Genomic DNA, 17,449 nt, shown 5'->3' with positions numbered 1-17,449 from the left:
CCGAGCCATGCTCAATACGCTGCGCAAGATCGTCCAGGAAGTTAACTCCGCCAAGGATCTCAAGGCGGCGTTGGGGATTATTGTGTTGCGCGTCAAGGAAGCCATGGGCAGCCAGGTCTGCTCGGTTTACCTGCTGGACCCCGAGACCAACCGTTTTGTGCTGATGGCCACGGAGGGCTTGAACAAGCGCTCCATCGGCAAGGTCAGCATGGCGCCCAATGAAGGTCTCGTGGGCCTGGTGGGGACGCGTGAAGAACCCCTGAACCTTGAACACGCGGCCGACCACCCGCGTTATCGCTACTTTGCCGAAACCGGCGAAGAGCGCTACGCCTCGTTCCTCGGCGCACCGATCATTCACCACCGCCGCGTCGTCGGCGTGCTGGTCATCCAGCAGAAAGAACGCCGTCAGTTCGACGAAGGTGAAGAAGCCTTCCTGGTGACCATGAGCGCGCAGCTCGCCGGAGTGATCGCCCACGCCGAAGCCACCGGCTCGATTCGCGGCCTGGGCCGCCAGGGCAAGGGCATCCAGGAAGCCAAGTTCGTCGGCGTGCCGGGCTCACCGGGTGCCGCCGTCGGTACCGCCGTGGTCATGCTGCCTCCGGCCGACCTCGACGTGGTGCCGGACAAGACCGTCAATGACATCGACGCTGAAATCAAACTGTTCAAGACCGCCCTGGAAGGCGTGCGCGCCGACATGCGCAACCTGTCGACCAAGCTGGCGACCCAGTTGCGCCCCGAAGAGCGTGCGCTGTTCGACGTCTACCAGATGATGCTGGACGACGCGTCCCTGGGTAACGAAGTCAAGACCGTGATCAAGACCGGCCAGTGGGCCCAGGGTGCACTGCGCCAGGTGGTCACCGATCACGTCAACCGTTTCGAAATGATGGACGACGCCTACCTGCGCGAACGTGCCTCGGATGTACGTGACCTCGGTCGCCGTCTGCTCGCTTACCTGCAGGAAGACCGCACCACCAACCTGGTCTACCCCGACAACACCATCCTGATCAGCGAAGAACTGACCGCCACCATGCTTGGCGAAGTGCCTGAGGGCAAACTGGTGGGCCTGGTCTCGGTATTGGGTTCGGGCAACTCCCACGTGGCGATCCTGGCCCGGGCCATGGGTATCCCGACGGTGATGGGCCTGGTGGACCTGCCGTATTCCAAAGTGGATGGTATCGACATGATCGTCGATGGCCATCGCGGCGAAGTCTTTACCAACCCCAGCGAATTGCTGCGCAAGCAATACGCCGAAGTGGTCGAGGAAGAGAAACAGCTGGCGCTGGGCCTGGACTCGCTGCGCGAACTGCCGTGCGTGACCCTCGACGGCCACCGCGTGCCGCTGCTGGTCAATACCGGCCTGCTGGCCGATGTGGCCCGTGCGCAACAGCGCGGCGCCGAAGGGGTAGGGCTGTACCGCACCGAAGTGCCGTTCATGATCAACCAGCGTTTCCCGAGTGAGAAGGAGCAGCTGGCGATTTATCGCGAGCAACTGCAGGCCTTCCACCCGTTGCCGGTGACCATGCGCAGCCTGGATATCGGCGGCGACAAGTCACTGTCGTATTTCCCGATCAAGGAAGACAACCCTTTCCTCGGCTGGCGCGGTATTCGCGTCACCCTCGACCATCCTGAAATCTTCCTGGTGCAGACCCGCGCCATGCTCAAGGCCAGCGAAGGCCTGAACAACCTGCGCATCCTGCTGCCGATGATCTCCGGCACCCACGAGCTGGAAGAAGCCCTGCACCTGATCCACCGCGCCTGGGGCGAAGTGCGCGACGAAGGCGCCGACGTGCCGATGCCGCCGATTGGCGTGATGATCGAAATTCCGGCGGCGGTGTACCAGGCCAAGGAGCTGGCGCGGCAGGTGGACTTCCTGTCCGTGGGCTCCAACGACCTGACGCAATACTTGTTGGCCGTGGACCGCAACAACCCAAGGGTCGCCGACCTGTACGACTACCTGCACCCGGCCGTGCTGCAGGCGCTGCAACACGTGGTGCGCGACGCCCATGCCGAAGGCAAGCCGGTGAGTATCTGCGGGGAAATGGCTGGCGACCCGGCAGCGGCGGTGCTGTTGATGGCGATGGGTTTTGACAGCCTGTCGATGAACGCCACTAACTTGCCGAAAGTGAAGTGGATGCTGCGCCAGGTTGAATTGAGCATGGCCAAGGATTTGCTGGCCGAGTTGATGACTATCGACAACCCGCAAGTTATCCACAGCTCGCTGCAATTGGCGCTGAAGAACTTGGGGCTGACGCGGATGATCAATCCGGCTTCTGCCAAGACTCTCTAGAGACATGCGCTGATCAAAAATGTGGGAGGGGGCTTGCCCCCGATAGCGGAGTGTCAGTCAGAAGGGTTTTAACTGACAGATCGCAATCGGGGGCAAGCCCCCTCCCACATTTGATTTTCAGTGTATTCAGAAATTGAGTTCGACCTCGCCCAACCGGCCACCCTGCGGCCCGAAACTGCGCTCCACCATCCGCCGCGTGCCGTCGGCATTCACAATCAGCGCCGTGCTTGCCCGCGTTCCGTAGCTGGGGCTGGCGATAAATACACTCGACAGCAGGCTCTCGGTCGCCAGGCCGACGCCGGTATCCGGCAGCTCGGCAAACGGTGCGGTCTGCGGGTCGCTCAAAATCTCCAGCAACGCCTGCGGCTGCGGATCGTCGAGGATGTCTGCGAGGGCCGCCCTGGCCTTGAGCAACTTCGGCCAGGGCGTATCCAGTCCTGCATTGGATAATCCATAAACGCCTGCCTTCAAGCGCGTCGGCTCGGTGTCGTTGGCGTTGTAATGCCACAGCTCTTCCGGTGTGCCCACCAGCAGGTTGAATCCGGCATATTCAATTGAACGTCCGTTAACGTCCGCCAGATAATCGCCAACTGGCAGCGAACCGCTGAGAAAGCGTGCCACCAGCTCACCACGGGATTTACGCGACGGTGGCTGGTGCGGGTCGCGAATGTTGGTCAGCGCGGCAAAGCGTCCATCGGCGTTGACCCCCAGCCAGGTGCCGCCGGCTTCCTGGTCGCGGCCGGCGTAGACCTGGGGCGCATCCGGCCATTGCGCCAGGGGCAGGCTGGGCCGGGCGTAGAACTCATCGCGGTTGGCCGCGACGATCAGCGGCTGGGCGTGGCCCGGCCGCCAGGCGAAAACAATCAGGCACATCGGGCGATCCCTTGTGTGTTTTTCTCCACTCTACCCACACAACCGCAGGCGTTCCATCGCAACGAAGTTGGGCCGCGCACCTTCCATCCGTTAACATGCCGGGCTGTTTGGTGTGTATGTGAACTTCTTAATTTGATCTCGCAGCTGTAACGCAGGCTTAATCGCGCATCGGCATGGTCCGGTGCGTCATGACTAAATGTTTAACGAGGAGTCGCAATGCTGCCTTACCCGCAGATCGACCCGGTGGCCCTGGCCATCGGTCCGCTGAAAATCCATTGGTACGGGTTGATGTACCTGATCGGCATCGGCGGTGCCTGGCTGCTGGCTTCCCGGCGCCTGAACCGTTTCGACCCGACCTGGACCAAGGAGAAACTCTCCGACATGGTGTTCTGGATGTCGATGGGGGTAATTGTCGGCGGGCGCCTGGGGTATGTGCTGTTTTACGATTTGTCGGCGTATATCGCCAACCCGACGCTGATCTTCGAAGTGTGGAAGGGCGGAATGGCGTTCCATGGCGGCTTTGTCGGCGTGATGATCGCCGCCTGGTGGTTTGGCCGGCGCAACGGCAAGTCGTTCTTCCAGTTGATGGACTTCGTTGCACCCTTCGTGCCCATCGGTCTGGGCGCCGGGCGCATCGGCAACTTCATCAACGCCGAGCTGTGGGGCAAGCCCACCGACGTGCCGTGGGCCATGGTGTTCCCGCCGTTCAGCGACCCGGCGCAACTGCCGCGCCATCCGTCGCAGCTGTACCAATTCGCCCTGGAAGGTGTGGCACTGTTCCTCATCCTCTACCTCTTCTCGCGCAAACCGCGCCCAACCATGGCGGTTTCCGGGATGTTCGCGCTGTTCTACGGGATCTTCCGCTTTATCGTCGAGTTCGTGCGGGTGCCGGATGCGCAGTTGGGCTACCTGGCGTGGGGCTGGCTGACCATGGGGCAGGTCCTCAGCATTCCGATGATCCTGGCGGGCCTGGGCCTGTTGTGGTGGGCGTACAACCGTCCGCAACCGCTGAAGAACGCCGCGCTTTAAATTCGAATGCCAGGACCAGGAGGTCCTGGCTTCAACGATACGGGTAATCACATGAAGCAATACCTCGAACTCCTGCACGACGTCGTGACCAATGGCCTGACCAAGGGCGATCGTACCGGCACCGGCACCAAGGCTGTGTTCGCCCGCCAGTATCGGCATAACCTGGCCGACGGCTTCCCGCTACTGACCACCAAGAAGCTGCACTTCAAAAGCATCGCCAACGAGCTGATCTGGATGTTGAGCGGCAACACCAACATCAAATGGCTCAACGAAAACGGCGTGCGCATCTGGGATGAATGGGCCACCGAAGATGGCGACCTGGGCCCGGTGTACGGCGAGCAGTGGACCGCCTGGCCGACCAAGGACGGCGGCACGATCAACCAGATCGATTACATGGTGCACACGCTCAAGACCAACCCCAACAGCCGCCGCATCCTGTTCCACGGCTGGAATGTCGAATACCTGCCGGACGAAACCAGGAGCCCCCAGGAAAACGCGCGCAACGGCAAGCAAGCGCTGCCACCGTGTCACCTGCTCTACCAGGCGTTCGTGCACGACGGCCATCTGTCGATGCAGCTGTACATCCGCAGCTCCGATGTCTTCCTCGGCCTGCCCTACAACACCGCCGCGCTGGCGTTGCTCACCCATATGCTGGCGCAGCAGTGCGACCTGATCCCCCACGAGATCATCGTCACCACTGGCGATACTCACGCCTACAGCAACCACATGGAACAGATTCGGACCCAGCTGGCACGCACGCCGAAAAAGCTGCCGGAGCTGGTAATCAAGCGTAAGCCTGAGTCGATTTATGACTACAAGTTCGAAGACTTCGAAATCGTTGGTTATGACGCCGACCCGAGCATCAAGGCTGACGTCGCGATCTAAGGCCTGTCTCGGTCAAAACTGTGGGAGGGGGCTTGCCCCCTCCCACATTTTGGCCTGTGTTCACTTGAGGCTAATGGCCATGGCTGCGGCCCACATGCGAGGGCTCGGCCTCGCTGGCCGCAATCGCGCCGCTGACTTCCAGCTGCTGCAGGATTGCGCACTGCTCCCCACCCCCGCAGCGCTGGCGCAAGTCCAGTAACTGCTCCTGCAATGCCAGCAGCCCATCGATCCGCGCTTTTACATGGTGGATATGTTCATCAATCAACGCATTCACGTTTTCGCACTGATCCTGGGGACTGTCGCGCAGGCTGAGCAAGCTGCGGATTTCTTCCAGTGTCATGTCGAGGCCGCGGCAGTTGCGGATAAAGATCAGCCGCTCGGTATGCGCTTGGGTGTAGACGCGGTAGTTGCCATCCGTGCGGGCGGGAGGCGGCAGCAGGCCTTCCTTCTCGTAATAACGGATGGTTTCCACCGGGCAGTCGGTCAGTTTGGCCAGTTCGCCGATCTTCATCGCAGCAATCTCCAAATGGGTGCTTGACCCTATAGTGGCTACAGGGTCTTTACTTGGCAACAGGCACCTTTCCGGACGCGACACGATGAGCGATTCCATCCACACCCCGAACAAGCATGACCACGATCACGACCACGGCGAGCACACGCTCAAGCCGGTGCATGACCACGGCGGCGCCTGTTGTTCCGGCACCCCGGCACCTGCGCGGGTGCAACTGAGCGACGCCCCCACCGCCGGCTCGCGCCTGAGCACCTTTCGCATCGAAGCGATGGACTGCCCCACCGAACAGACCTTGATCCAGAACAAACTGGGCAAGCTTGCCGGCGTGCAGCAGTTGGAATTCAACCTGATCAACCGCATCCTCGGCGTCACCCACGATCTGCCGAGCACCGCGCCGATCATCGAGGCGATCAAATCCATCGGCATGCAGGCCGACCCGATTGAAGAAGGCAGCCCTGACGCCGCGCCGCCTGCCAAGAAGCACTGGTGGCCGCTGGCAGTGTCGGGCGTGGGGGCGTTAAGCGCCGAGGTCCTGCATTTCAGCGGCGTTGCACCGACCTGGGTGATCGCTCTGGTAGCGCTGGTGTCAATCCTCAGCGGTGGCCTCACCACCTACAAGAAGGGCTGGATTGCCCTGAAAAACCTCAACCTGAACATCAACGCGCTGATGAGTATCGCCGTGACCGGCGCCGTGCTGATTGGCCAGTGGCCGGAAGCGGCGATGGTGATGTTCCTGTTTACCGTGGCGGAGTTGATCGAAGCCAAGTCCCTGGACCGCGCACGCAATGCCATCAGCGGCTTGATGCAGATGACCCCGGAGCAGGCCACGGTGCGGCAGGCTGACGGTTCCTGGATGGAACAGGACGTCAAAAGCATCGATCTTGGCGCCATTGTGCGGGTCAAGCCCGGCGAGCGCATCGGTCTGGACGGTGAGGTCACTGCTGGTCAATCCACCATCGATCAGGCACCGATCACCGGTGAAAGCCTGCCGATTGAAAAGACTGTGGGCGATAAAGTCTTCGCCGGTACGATCAACCAGGCCGGTTCCCTGGAATACACAGTGACCGCAGCGGCCAACAATTCCACCCTGGCGCGGATCATCCATGCGGTCGAGCAGGCTCAGGGCGCCCGGGCACCGACCCAGCGTTTCGTCGACCGCTTCTCGACAATCTACACCCCGGCGGTGTTCCTGTTTGCCCTGGGCGTGGCCGTCATCCCGCCGCTGTTCATGGCGGGCGTCTGGTTCGACTGGATCTACCGCGCCCTGGTGTTGCTGGTAGTCGCGTGCCCGTGCGCCCTGGTGATTTCCACCCCGGTGACCATTGTCAGCGGCCTTGCGGCGGCGGCGCGCAAAGGCATCCTGATCAAGGGCGGCGTATACCTGGAGGGCGGCTACAAACTCGACTACCTGGCCCTGGACAAGACCGGCACCATCACCCACGGCAAGCCGGTGCAAACCGACTATGTGCCGCTGTTCGACACCGTGCAGGACAGCGCGCAGGCCCTGGCCGCGAGTCTGGCGGGGCGTTCCGACCACCCGGTGTCCTTGGCCATTGCCAACGCGGCGGTGGATAAAAACCTGCCGTCCCACGTTGTGGATAACTTCGAGGCATTGCCCGGGCGTGGTGTGCGCGGTGACATCAACGGCGAAACCTACCATCTGGGCAACCACCGTCTGGTGGAAGACCTCGGGCTGTGCTCGCCGGCGCTGGAGGAGAAACTCTTCGCCCTGGAAAAACAGGGCAAGTCCGTGGTGTTGCTGCTCGAAAAGTCCGGCCCGCTGGCCTTGTTCGCGGTGGCCGACACCGTCAAGGACAGCAGCCGCGAAGCCATCCGGCAATTGCACGATCTGGGCGTCAAGACCTTGATGCTGACCGGCGATAACACCCACACCGCCCAGGCGATTGCCGCTCAGGTCGGTATTGATCAGGCCCGGGGCGACTTGTTGCCCACCGATAAACTGCAGGCCATTGAAATGCTCTACGGCCAGGGCCACCGCGTCGGCATGGTCGGCGACGGCATCAACGACGCGCCGGCCCTGGCCCGCGCCGAAATCGGCTTCGCCATGGCGGCGGCGGGCACCGACACCGCGATCGAGACGGCCGACGTGGCATTGATGGACGATGACCTGCGCAAGATTCCCGCATTCATTCGGCTGTCCAGGCAAACGTCGAGTATCCTCAAGCAGAACATTGCCCTGGCGCTGGTGATCAAGGCGATCTTCCTGGCGGTCACCTTCCTGGGCATGGCGACCATGTGGATGGCGGTGTTCGCCGATATGGGCGTCAGCCTGCTGGTGGTATTCAATGGCCTGCGCCTGTTGCGCAAATAACAGTGAGAGGGTGGTGTGCTGAGTGCTGAGCTGAAGGCGTTTTACAAGGTCGCCCGCCTGGGCAGCATCACCCAGGCGGCGAAAAAACTCGGCCTGAGCCAGCCCACGGTCACGACCCAGATTCGCAACCTGGAAAGCCAATACGGCGTTGAACTGTTCTACCGTGGCGGTCGCCGTCTGACGGTGAGCGATGAGGGCGCGCGGCTGTTGCCGATGGTCAAGGCGCTGTTGCAACAGGAAGCGGATATCGAGTTTTTCCTGCGCAACAACGGCCAGGTTCAAGGCGCGCTGAGGGTCGCTGCGACCGCGCCTTACTACATCCTCGATCTGGTCAAAGCCTTTCGCGAACGCCTGCCGCAGGTGGAAGTGTCGGTGGAGATCGGCAATTCCCAACAGGTGCTCGAAGCGCTGGACGACTACCGCGTCGATGTCGCCGCCTCGTCGCAATTGCTGGAAGATTCGCGTCTGGTGCGCCGCGTGCTGGGCACTGATCCTTTGGTGCTGGCGGTGCATCGCAGCCATCCGCTGGCCCGGCTTGATCATGTGCCATTGACGGCGCTGGCCGGGCATACGCTGCTGATGCGCGAAGCGGGCTCCACCACCCGCAGGCTGACGGAAGACCTATTGCAGGGCGCCGGCGTCGGTTATGGGCCGCTGTTGGAAATCGGCAGCCGTGAATCGATCCGCGAGGCGGTGCTGCGCAATATCGGCATCAGCATCATTGCGCGGCAGGAAGTGCCGCATGACCCGCAGTTGAAGGTGCTGACCATCGAGAATGCGCCGCAGATTCCGGAGTATCTGTACTGCCTCAAGGAGCGCAAGGGCGCGCGACTGCCGGCGGCTTTTCTTGGCCTGGCTCAGGAAATGTCGCCAATTTAACCTTTGTGGCTGGCTTGAGGGCCAATCGGGGGCAAGCCCCCTCCCACAGTTGACCGAGTTCCAACATGAGAACGTGGTCAAAATGTGGGAGGGGGCTTGCCCCCGATAGCGGTAGATCATGCACAACCCAAATCCACCAATACCCCTATCACTCCCTTTTGCCCTTCTGCCACATCAGCGACGCATTCCCTCCCTAGCATGGCCTTATCAGTTCGATGAGGCGCCACCATGCACACAGCCCTGACCCACCCCGGCGCACCGATGAAGGTGCGCGGCATCCAGAAACGCTTCGGCGCCTTTACCGCGTTGGACAACGTGTCGCTGGACGTCGCCGCCGGCGAGCTGGTATGCCTGCTGGGCCCCTCCGGCTGCGGCAAGACCACGATGCTGCGCTGCATCGCCGGCCTTGAGCGCCAGGACAGCGGCGAACTTTACTTGGGTGACCGCGATGTTTCCCTGCTGCCGCCCCAGGCGCGGGATTACGGCATCCTGTTTCAGTCCTACGCGCTGTTTCCCAATCTGACCGTTGAAGCGAACATCGGCTACGGCCTTACCGGCAGCGGCCGCGATGAGGTGCGCAAGCGTGTCGCGCAGATGCTCGAACTGGTCGGCCTGCTTGGCAGCGAAAAGAAATACCCCGGCCAACTGTCCGGCGGGCAACAGCAGCGGGTAGCCCTGGCGCGTGCCCTGGCGCCGGCACCGTCGTTATTGCTGCTGGATGAACCGATGTCGGCCCTCGACGCCCAGGTTCGCGAGCATCTGTGCACCGAGCTGCGCCAACTCCAGCGACGCCTGGGCATCACCACGCTGATGGTCACCCACAATCAGGATGAAGCCATGCTGATGGCCGACCGTATCGCCGTGATGAACAACGGCAAGGTCGAGCAATACGCGACGCCCCAGGAAATCTACGACCGCCCGGCCACGCCGTTCGTGGCGGAGTTTGTCGGCCAGGGCAACTGGTTGCCGTTCAGCCGCAACAGCGCCAGCCACGCCCAGGTCGGTGGGCTGAACATGCGCCTGGCCGACGACGCCGGCATGGCCCAATCCGGTCGCCTGTTCTGCCGGCCGGAAGCCATCAGCGTGAACCCGCCGGTGCATGAAGAAAACCTGTTTGCGGCCAAGGTCCGCGAGATCACATTTCTGGGCAACCGCTGCCGCATGAGCTTTGAACTGGCGCAACTGCCGGGCCACCCGTTGCTGGCCGAACTTGCGCCACAGGACATGCCGCGCCTGGGCGCCCAGGATATCTGGGTAGCCTTGCCGCCGCGCAGCCTGCAGGTGTTTGCCTGAGATGGCTGCGGTCATGACCGTGCCGCTGCCGCGTCAAGTGTCCCGCGCCGAGTGGGGCGACCGTGTCTTCGTGGTCGGCGGCAAATGGCTCTGGCTGGGCCTGTTGGTGGTGGCGGTGTTGCTGCCGCTGCTGGCGATCTTCTGGCGCGGCTTGAGCAGCGAAGCCGGGCAGGGCGGTGGCCTGATCGCCGCACGGGAATTACTGACCAGCGCCAACTTTCACTGGTTGCTGGGCAATAGTCTGAAAGTTTCCCTCAGCGTAGCCGCCATCGTCGTACCGCTGGCCTATCTGTTTGCCTACGCCCTGCAGCGCACCTTGATTCCCGGCAAGGTGATCTGGCGTGGCGTGTCGCTGTTGCCCTTGATGGCGCCCTCGATGTTGCCGGGCATCGCGCTGGTGTATCTGTTCGGCAACCAGGGGCTGTTGCGTGGCTTGCTCTCGGACAATATCTACGGCTTCTGGGGCATTGTCCTGGGCGAAGTGATTTACACCTTCCCACACGCCCTGATGATTCTGCTGTCCGCATTGTCGCTGGCGGATGCGCGCTTGTTCGACGCAGCCTCCAGCATGGGCGCCAGCCCCGCCCGGGCGTTTCGCAGTATCACCTGGCCGGCCACGCGCCAGGCGGTGTTCGCGGCGTTTTGCCTGGTGTTCACGTTGACGATCACCGACTTTGGCGTGCCGGTGGTGGTCGGCGGCGACTACCAGGTGCTGGCCCTGGAAGCCTACAAGGCGGTGGTCGGTCAGCAACAATTCGGGCGTGGTGCGTTGATCGGCATGGTGCTGCTGTTGCCGGCGCTGTTCAGCTTTGGCGTGGATGCGTGGTTGCGCCGCCGTCACGCTGATGCCATGAGCGGCCGTGCCCAGGTATTTCAACCGCTGCCGTCGCGTTCAAGGGATGGCTGCTACCTGGCTATCGTGCTGCTGATCTGTGCGGCCCTGCTGCTGGTGTTCGGCATGGCGGTGTATTCCTCGCTGGTCAAATTCTGGCCCTACAACCTGTCGCTGTCGCTCAACCACTACCAGTTCGAAGACACCGCCGGCGGCGGCTGGCTCGCCTATCGCAACAGCCTGACCATGGCACTGTGCACGGCGCTGATCGGCAGTGTGCTGATCTTCACTGGCGCCTACCTGATGGAAAAAACCAACGGTCAGAAGGGCCTGAACCTGGCTCTGCGCCTGCTCAGCTTCGTGCCGATGGCGGTGCCCGGCCTGGTACTGGGTCTGGGCTATGTGTTCTTTTTCAACCTCGGCGGCAACCCGCTGCATGTGTTCTACGGCAGCATGGCGCTGCTGGTGGTGTGCACCATTGCTCACTATCTGACCACCGCACAAATGACCGCCACCACCGCACTGCGCCAGCTGGACGCCGAATTCGAAGCCGCCGCGTTGTCCCTCAAGGCGCCGCTCTACCGCCATTACTTGAAAGTGACGGTGCCGATCTGCCTGCCCGCGCTGCTGGATATTCTGCGTTACCTGTTCGTGTCGGCAATGACCACCGTCTCCGCTGCGATCTTTCTCTACAGCCCCGACACCATCCTCGCCGCCGTTGCCGTATTGAACATGGACGACGCCGGCAATGTGGGCGGCGCGGCGGCCATGTCCACCCTGATTCTGTTCACCTCAGGCAGCGTCTCGCTGCTGCTGGCGTGGGCTTCACATGGCGCCTTGCGCCGCTCCCAAGCCTGGCGCCAGACCGCGCCGGGGCAATGATCCTTCAAAGGAGGTATTTCATGTTCAAGCCCCTGGCGCTGGTCGCTGCCGTACTCACTGCATTCAGCCTGAATGCCTTCGCCAAGACCGAGCTGACCGTCTACACGGCCCTCGAAGCCGAGCAGTTGAAGAGCTATAAAAAAGCGTTTGAGCAGGCCAACCCCGACATCGAAATCAAATGGGTACGTGATTCCACCGGGATCATCACCGCCAAGCTGCTGGCCGAAAAAGACCGTCCGCAAGCCGACGTGGTCTGGGGGCTGGCCGCTTCCAGCCTGGCGATCCTCGACCAGCAAGGCATGCTCGATACCTATGCCCCGAAAGACCTGGACAAGATCGGCAAAAACTACCGCGACGCCGCCAATCCGCCGGCCTGGGTCGGCATGGATGTATGGGCGGCGACCATTTGCTTCAACACGGTGGAGGCCGAAAAACAGGGCCTGAGCAAACCGGTGAGCTGGCAGGACCTGACCAGGCCTGAGTACAAGGGCAAGATCGTGATGCCCAACCCGGCCTCCTCCGGCACAGGTTTTCTGGACGTGAGCGCCTGGTTGCAGACCTTCGGCGAGAAGCAGGGCTGGCAGTACATGGACGACCTGCACCAGAACATCGGCCAGTACGTTCACTCCGGTTCCAAGCCGTGCAAGCTGGCGGCGTCCGGGGAGTTCCCGATCGGGATTTCGTTTGAATACCCGGCCGTGCAGTTGAAGCGCCAGGGCGCACCGCTGGACATCATCCTGCCCAAAGAGGGCCTGGGCTGGGACATCGAAGCCACGGCGGTGATCAAGGGCACGGCCCATGCCGAGGCTGCGAAAAAGCTGGCGGACTTCTCTGCAAGCCCGGCGGCGATGGCGTTGTACAAGGACAATTTCGCCGTGCTCGCCCAACCGGGAATCGCCAAGCCACAGACCGAATTGCCCGCCGATTACGAGCAGCGGTTGATCAAGAACGACTTTGTGTGGGCGTCGAAGCATCGCGACAGCATCCTGGCTGAGTGGCGCAAGCGCTATGACGGGAAGTCGGAGAAACAATAACTTTTACCTCAACCTGTAGGAGCGAGCTTGCTCGCGAAAAACCAACAGGCGACGCGGGTAATCAGACGCACTGCGTCATCGTTGGCGACTTTCGCGAGCAAGCTCGCTCCTACAGAGGGCTGCATACTCCATGACAGATTTACTGATTGTCGGCGCCGGCATCCTCGGCCTGTCCCACGCCTACGCCGCCGCCAGACGCGGCCTCAAGGTCAAGGTCTTCGAACGCAGCGCCACGCCCCAGGGCGCCTCGGTGCGCAACTTCGGCCAGGCGCTGGTCACCGGCCAACCGCCGGGGCCGATGCTCGACCTGGCAAGGGAAAGCCATGATATCTGGGGGCATTGGGCGCAGGTGGCCGGCCTTGCGCTCAAGCGCAATGGTTCCTACCTGTTCGCCCGCACCGAAGCCGAAGAGCACCTGCTCCAAGCCTTCTGCGCCGGGCGCGCCCGCGAGCACGGCTACAACGTCGAGCTGCTGCGAGGCGCGGCATTGAACGACCTGTACGGCGGCCAGTTCCGCCATCACCGCGCCGCGCTGCACGGCAGGGACGATCAGCAACTCTACTCGCGTGAAGCGATCCCGGCGCTGATCAACTACCTGGCTCAAGCGCTGAACGTGGAGTTTCACTTTTCCACCCTGGTGCGTGACGTCGAACCGGGCCAATTGCACAGTACGGCGGGGTGTTTTCGCGGCGAGCAGATCATTGTGTGTTCCGGCCACGACTACCAGACCCTGCTGGCCGAATCGATCGCCGCGCTCAACCCGCAAGTGTGCCGCCTGCAAATGCTGCGGGCGCGGCCGGCGTTGAATCTGAACCTGCAACATGCCTTGCTGACCGGCCTCAGCTGCGTGCATTACGGCGCGTTTGCCGATCTACCCGAGGCCGCAGCGGTACAGGCGCAGATCCTGCGCGAAACGCCGCACCTGCACGCACACGGCATCCATCTGCTGATCAGCCCTACGCCCCATGGCGAGCTGATCATCGGCGATTCCCACGAGTACGGCAGCGATGCATCGCCTTTCAACGCCGAACGGGTCGATGACTGGCTGATCGAACTGGCCGAGCAGACCCTGGGCTGCAAGATCCAGGTGGTGGAGCGTTGGCAGGGCGTGTATGGCTCGCGTGGGCCCGCGCCGTTTTCGTTTGTCCAGGCGGCTGCGGGCATCAGCGTCGCGTTGATGCATACCGGTGTGGGCATGAGCGTGGGGCCGGCGATGGCCGAGCGAAATATCACCACAGTGTGGGGGCCGGCCTGATGAGTCGGGAGCGCTTGATTGCCGAGCTGTTCGGCCTGTACGAACGGCATGGCACGACGGATTATATCGGCGAGCCGGTGTCGCAGATCGAGCACATGTCCCAGGCCGCGCAGTGTGCGATGGTCGAAGGTTTCGACGATGAGGTGGTGCTGGCGGCGTTCTTCCACGATATCGGCCACCTGTGCGGTCAGGGCGGCGAGGGCATGGGCGGTTATGGCGTGCTCGGCCATGAGCGGCTGGGTGCAGATTATCTGCGCCGTGCAGGCTTCAGCGAACGCATGGCGAGGTTGGTGGAGTATCACGTACAAGCCAAGCGTTACCTTACCTTCACCCAGCCGGACTATTACGCACGGTTAAGCGAGGCCAGCCGCCGTACGCTGGCGTACCAGGGCGGCGTGATGACCGCGCAGCAAGCGCTGGCGTTCGAGCAGGACCCGCTCTGTCACATCAGCCTGCGCATGCGCCATTGGGACGAACAGGCCAAGCAGATGCACGTCTCGTTGCTGGACCTTGAAGTGCTCAAGGCCAAGGCTCTGCGACTGCTGGCGGATCAGGATGCGTCCAGCCGCTGAGCCAGCGCCTCGATTTGCTCCTGACGCTCGGCCTGGCTCAGTTTGGGATGCGGGTTGAGGGATGACCACTGCGGATAGGCTCGAGCCCTGTTCAACGCGTCTGGCAGCTTGCCTTCGCGCCAGGTTTTATCCTGGGGCGTGTCGACCTTGATGCTGTGCATCGCCGCATGCCCGCGCAGGTTCAGGGCCTTGAGCAGTTGGCGTTGGCGCAGGGCGAGCAGGCGCAGCACGCTGTCGTCGACGGTCAGCTCGCGCTGGCCCTTGATCTTGCCCAGTAGGCGGCTGCCGTAACTGCGTGCGGTCTGCAGGGCACCGCCGGCGATCGCGCCGGCCAGCGCAGCAGCGCCAAGGGTCAGGCCACCGACCAAGAGATCCACGCCAGCACCGGCAGCGGCGCCCGCGGCGATTCCACCGCCGACCCGCACGCCGAGCTGCTTGAGGGTTTCGGGGTTGAACAAGTCATCGCCCCAGCGTCCATCCAGCAGCGGCAAGTCGCTGGCAGCGGCATCCTGCGGGCGGAAGCCGAACAGTTTGAGCAGGGCTTCAACGCACTTCTGTTCCCGCTGACGCACCGCTTTGCGTAGATCGCCAATGGCTTGCTGCTCATCTTCAGTGACTACACTGCGGCGGCAGGCAGCGCAGTCGATCAGCAGTTCGGCGATCAAGCGTGCGGCGCTTTGCTGGCGGGCCTGGCGCTGGGCCTGCTGATCGAGGATCAGCCGCTCCAACTGTGGCCGCGCAGTTTCCAGCAGCAGGGCCAGGCTTTCATACAATCGGCGTTCGCCATCTTCCGGCGGCGCCACGCTGTCGAAACGCACCAGCGCATGCAGGCCGAGGCGGGCCAGGGCTTCGCGCCAGTCCGGTTCGCGATGGTCGGCGCTGCTGACAAAATTAAGCACCGGCAGCAAGGGTTTGCCGCAACTGGCCAGCACTTGCAGCTCATCGCGATACTTGGCCAGCACCGGTTCGCGGGCATCGATCACATACAGGCCCGCATCCGAGGCCAGCAATTGGCGTAGCACCTTGGCTTCCTGCTCGAAACGCTGGCGCGCCTCGCTGCCCTCCAGGAACCGCGCCAGGCGTGCCGGGCCGTCGAGACGTTCGCCGGGGCGGTCCAGACGTTCCAGGTAGTCGAGCAGGGCGATGGCATCTTCCAGGCCCGGCGTGTCGTACAACTCCAGCAAGGCTTCGCCGTCCACCGACAAGCGTGCGCCTTCCACATGCCGCGTGGTGCTGGGACGATGGGAGACTTCGCCAAAGCCCACGTCGCGGGTCAGGGTGCGCAGCAGCGAGGTCTTGCCCACATTGGTATGGCCGACCACGGCGAGCTTCAGGGGGTTAGTCATGACCGCTCTCCAGCCAGTTCAATGGGGCGCAGTCGGCGAAGGGCAGCTCAAGCTGTTGCAGCGCGCTGTGCCAGTCGCCCAGGCGCTCGGCGTCCAGCGCCTGGCCGGGCGGCGCCTGCAGCAGCCATACACGGGTGGCGGTGGCGCTGCGTGCCAGTTCGGCGATCAGCGCCAGGCTGCCACGGTCGGGCGAGCGGCGCGGGTCGCAGACGATGGCCAGGCGCGCGGGCGGGAATCGGCTGAGTTGTTCCAGCAGCTTGTTTCGCGATTCACGGCTGTCGAGGATACCGGCGTTTTGTACGTTGCCAGGCAGTTTCGGTGGCCACAGGTGCTGATCGTCCAGCTCGATGGCCACCAGCAGGGCGCCGTCGCTTTCCATATTGCTGACGCCGCCGCTGACGTGGTGCAGCTGTTCGGGTGCGGCATCGTTGACTCCAAGGCGTTCGCTGCTAGGCATCAGGCGTTCGCGCAGTTGGGCATAGCCGGGCAGGTTGAGGTCCAGGCGCAACGCCGCACGTCCGATCTTCCAGCGCCACAAACAGAGCAAAGCGAGGACCGCCCGGGGCAGCAGGCCGTAGACCAGCAGCACGCCCACCAGCCAGGCAGCCCAGGCCTGACGGGCGCTTTCGATATTCAGCGCGGAATCGCCGCTGGCGCGGATCATGTCGACCGTCGGTACATTGAAGCCCAGCAGGGCGGGGAGGGTGCCGAGGGCCTGGGTGACGGCGATGAAGGTATCCGCACCGAGAAGGGTGGTTTCCCACACAAAGCCGTAGCGCCGGGTGGCGAGCAGCATCAGCAAAACCAGCATGGCGCTGAGCAACGCCAGCAACCACAGGCTGTTGACCAGAACGCCGATTGCCCAGCGATTGAGCTTCTGGCGCTGTAGCAACAGCAGCAGCGCCGGGGCCAGCTGCGCGGCCTTGGTATCGCGCGCCAGTTTCTCGCTGAGCCACAACCACAGTTGCCCAAGGCTGGCGCTGTGTTCGCCGGCAAACAGCAGGCCCAGGGCCCAACTGAGCAGCAGGATCAGGTTCAGGCCGAGCAGGCTGCCCAGGGCCCAGAACACATTCACCGGGGCTAGACCGTTACCCAGCGCGGCAAATGCCAGGCCGGCGCCGCTGATCACCGCGACGATCGCCAGTAGCACCAGCGCCAGGCGCGCGCCCTGCAGCCAACGACCGAGGGCGGTGGTGAGACCGTCGCGTTCGGCCAGGTGCAGGGCGCGCTGCTGGATGCGCGTCGGCAGGTCGCCACCGGCCGTGCGGGCCAGGCGATTGGCTTCGAGATCTTCCAGAGGCCCGGCGTGTTCTTCGCGCAGGCGCACGGTTTCGGTCAGCCAGAGTTTTTGCAGCGGGTTCAGTGCAGTCACGCGCTGTCCTGTTGTGTTGGTGAGGTTGGAGCATAACCGCTGTGCACCCTGTTGGGGAAAGCTGCGC

14 protein-coding genes are annotated in these 17,449 nt (G+C 63.0%); 10 read left to right on the top strand and 4 right to left on the bottom strand.

Going from position 1 to position 17,449, the window contains the following annotated elements:
- Positions 1-7 precede the first annotated feature (7 nt).
- A complete protein-coding gene (gene ptsP, locus MRY17_RS24635; protein WP_181282541.1) occupies positions 8-2,287 on the top strand; it encodes a phosphoenolpyruvate--protein phosphotransferase in 2,280 nt (759 codons plus the stop codon).
- A 126-nt stretch (positions 2,288-2,413) separates the two neighbouring features.
- On the opposite strand, the gene MRY17_RS24630 is transcribed toward ptsP, so the two are convergent.
- The gene (locus MRY17_RS24630; protein ID WP_243353009.1) at positions 2,414-3,160 is read right to left on the bottom strand and encodes an NRDE family protein; all 747 of its coding nucleotides are present in this window, start codon (positions 3,158-3,160) and stop codon (positions 2,414-2,416) included.
- A 216-nt stretch (positions 3,161-3,376) separates the two neighbouring features.
- On the opposite strand from MRY17_RS24630, the gene lgt reads away from it, so the two are divergent.
- Entirely contained in the window at positions 3,377-4,189 is an 813-nt protein-coding gene (gene lgt, locus MRY17_RS24625; protein WP_057723439.1) for a prolipoprotein diacylglyceryl transferase, read from the top strand.
- A 51-nt stretch (positions 4,190-4,240) separates the two neighbouring features.
- Positions 4,241-5,074, top strand: a complete 834-nt coding sequence (locus tag MRY17_RS24620; RefSeq protein WP_191956228.1) for a thymidylate synthase — start codon at positions 4,241-4,243, stop codon at positions 5,072-5,074.
- Between the two features lie 70 nt (positions 5,075-5,144).
- On the opposite strand, the gene cadR is transcribed toward MRY17_RS24620, so the two are convergent.
- The gene (cadR, locus tag MRY17_RS24615; protein ID WP_181282537.1) at positions 5,145-5,585 is read right to left on the bottom strand and encodes a Cd(II)/Pb(II)-responsive transcriptional regulator; all 441 of its coding nucleotides are present in this window, start codon (positions 5,583-5,585) and stop codon (positions 5,145-5,147) included.
- Positions 5,586-5,670: 85 nt separating this feature from the next.
- Between cadR and MRY17_RS24610 the strand changes: the two genes are divergently transcribed.
- The 7 genes from MRY17_RS24610 to MRY17_RS24580 all read left to right on the top strand — a co-directional run bounded on the left by MRY17_RS24610 (position 5,671) and on the right by MRY17_RS24580 (position 14,664).
- Positions 5,671-7,917, top strand: a complete 2,247-nt coding sequence (locus MRY17_RS24610; RefSeq protein ID WP_243353008.1) for a heavy metal translocating P-type ATPase — start codon at positions 5,671-5,673, stop codon at positions 7,915-7,917.
- A gap of 15 nt (positions 7,918-7,932) precedes the next feature.
- A complete protein-coding gene (locus tag MRY17_RS24605; RefSeq protein ID WP_191952566.1) occupies positions 7,933-8,796 on the top strand; it encodes a LysR family transcriptional regulator in 864 nt (287 codons plus the stop codon).
- A gap of 228 nt (positions 8,797-9,024) precedes the next feature.
- Positions 9,025-10,089: a putative 2-aminoethylphosphonate ABC transporter ATP-binding protein gene (locus MRY17_RS24600; protein ID WP_243353007.1), complete on the top strand. Its 1,065-nt coding sequence runs from the start codon at positions 9,025-9,027 to the stop codon at positions 10,087-10,089.
- Position 10,090: 1 nt separating this feature from the next.
- On the top strand, positions 10,091-11,803 hold the full coding sequence (locus tag MRY17_RS24595; RefSeq protein ID WP_243353006.1) for a putative 2-aminoethylphosphonate ABC transporter permease subunit: 1,713 nt from the start codon (positions 10,091-10,093) through the stop codon (positions 11,801-11,803).
- A gap of 20 nt (positions 11,804-11,823) precedes the next feature.
- Entirely contained in the window at positions 11,824-12,837 is a 1,014-nt protein-coding gene (locus MRY17_RS24590; RefSeq protein WP_191952569.1) for a putative 2-aminoethylphosphonate ABC transporter substrate-binding protein, read from the top strand.
- A 130-nt stretch (positions 12,838-12,967) separates the two neighbouring features.
- Positions 12,968-14,092, top strand: a complete 1,125-nt coding sequence (locus MRY17_RS24585) for a TIGR03364 family FAD-dependent oxidoreductase (protein WP_243353005.1) — start codon at positions 12,968-12,970, stop codon at positions 14,090-14,092.
- Positions 14,092-14,664 (top strand): phosphonate degradation HD-domain oxygenase, encoded by a 573-nt coding sequence (locus tag MRY17_RS24580; protein ID WP_181282530.1) that lies wholly within the window; start codon positions 14,092-14,094, stop codon positions 14,662-14,664. The genes MRY17_RS24585 and MRY17_RS24580 overlap by 1 nt, the downstream gene beginning before the upstream one ends.
- On the opposite strand, the gene MRY17_RS24575 is transcribed toward MRY17_RS24580, so the two are convergent.
- Together MRY17_RS24575 and MRY17_RS24570 are read right to left on the bottom strand one after the other, a co-directional pair.
- Positions 14,643-16,010, bottom strand: a complete 1,368-nt coding sequence (locus MRY17_RS24575; protein ID WP_191952572.1) for a DUF3482 domain-containing protein — start codon at positions 16,008-16,010, stop codon at positions 14,643-14,645. The genes MRY17_RS24580 and MRY17_RS24575 overlap by 22 nt on opposite strands.
- Positions 16,003-17,382, bottom strand: coding sequence for a DUF2868 domain-containing protein (locus MRY17_RS24570; protein WP_243353004.1), 1,380 nt, complete (start codon positions 17,380-17,382; stop codon positions 16,003-16,005). The genes MRY17_RS24575 and MRY17_RS24570 overlap by 8 nt, the downstream gene beginning before the upstream one ends.
- Positions 17,383-17,449: the final 67 nt, after the last annotated feature.

The sequence above is a fragment of the Pseudomonas orientalis genome, assembly GCF_022807995.1.
Lineage (GTDB): Bacteria > Pseudomonadota > Gammaproteobacteria > Pseudomonadales > Pseudomonadaceae > Aquipseudomonas > Aquipseudomonas orientalis_B.
This window is presented reverse-complemented; position numbering and strand designations above follow the sequence as displayed.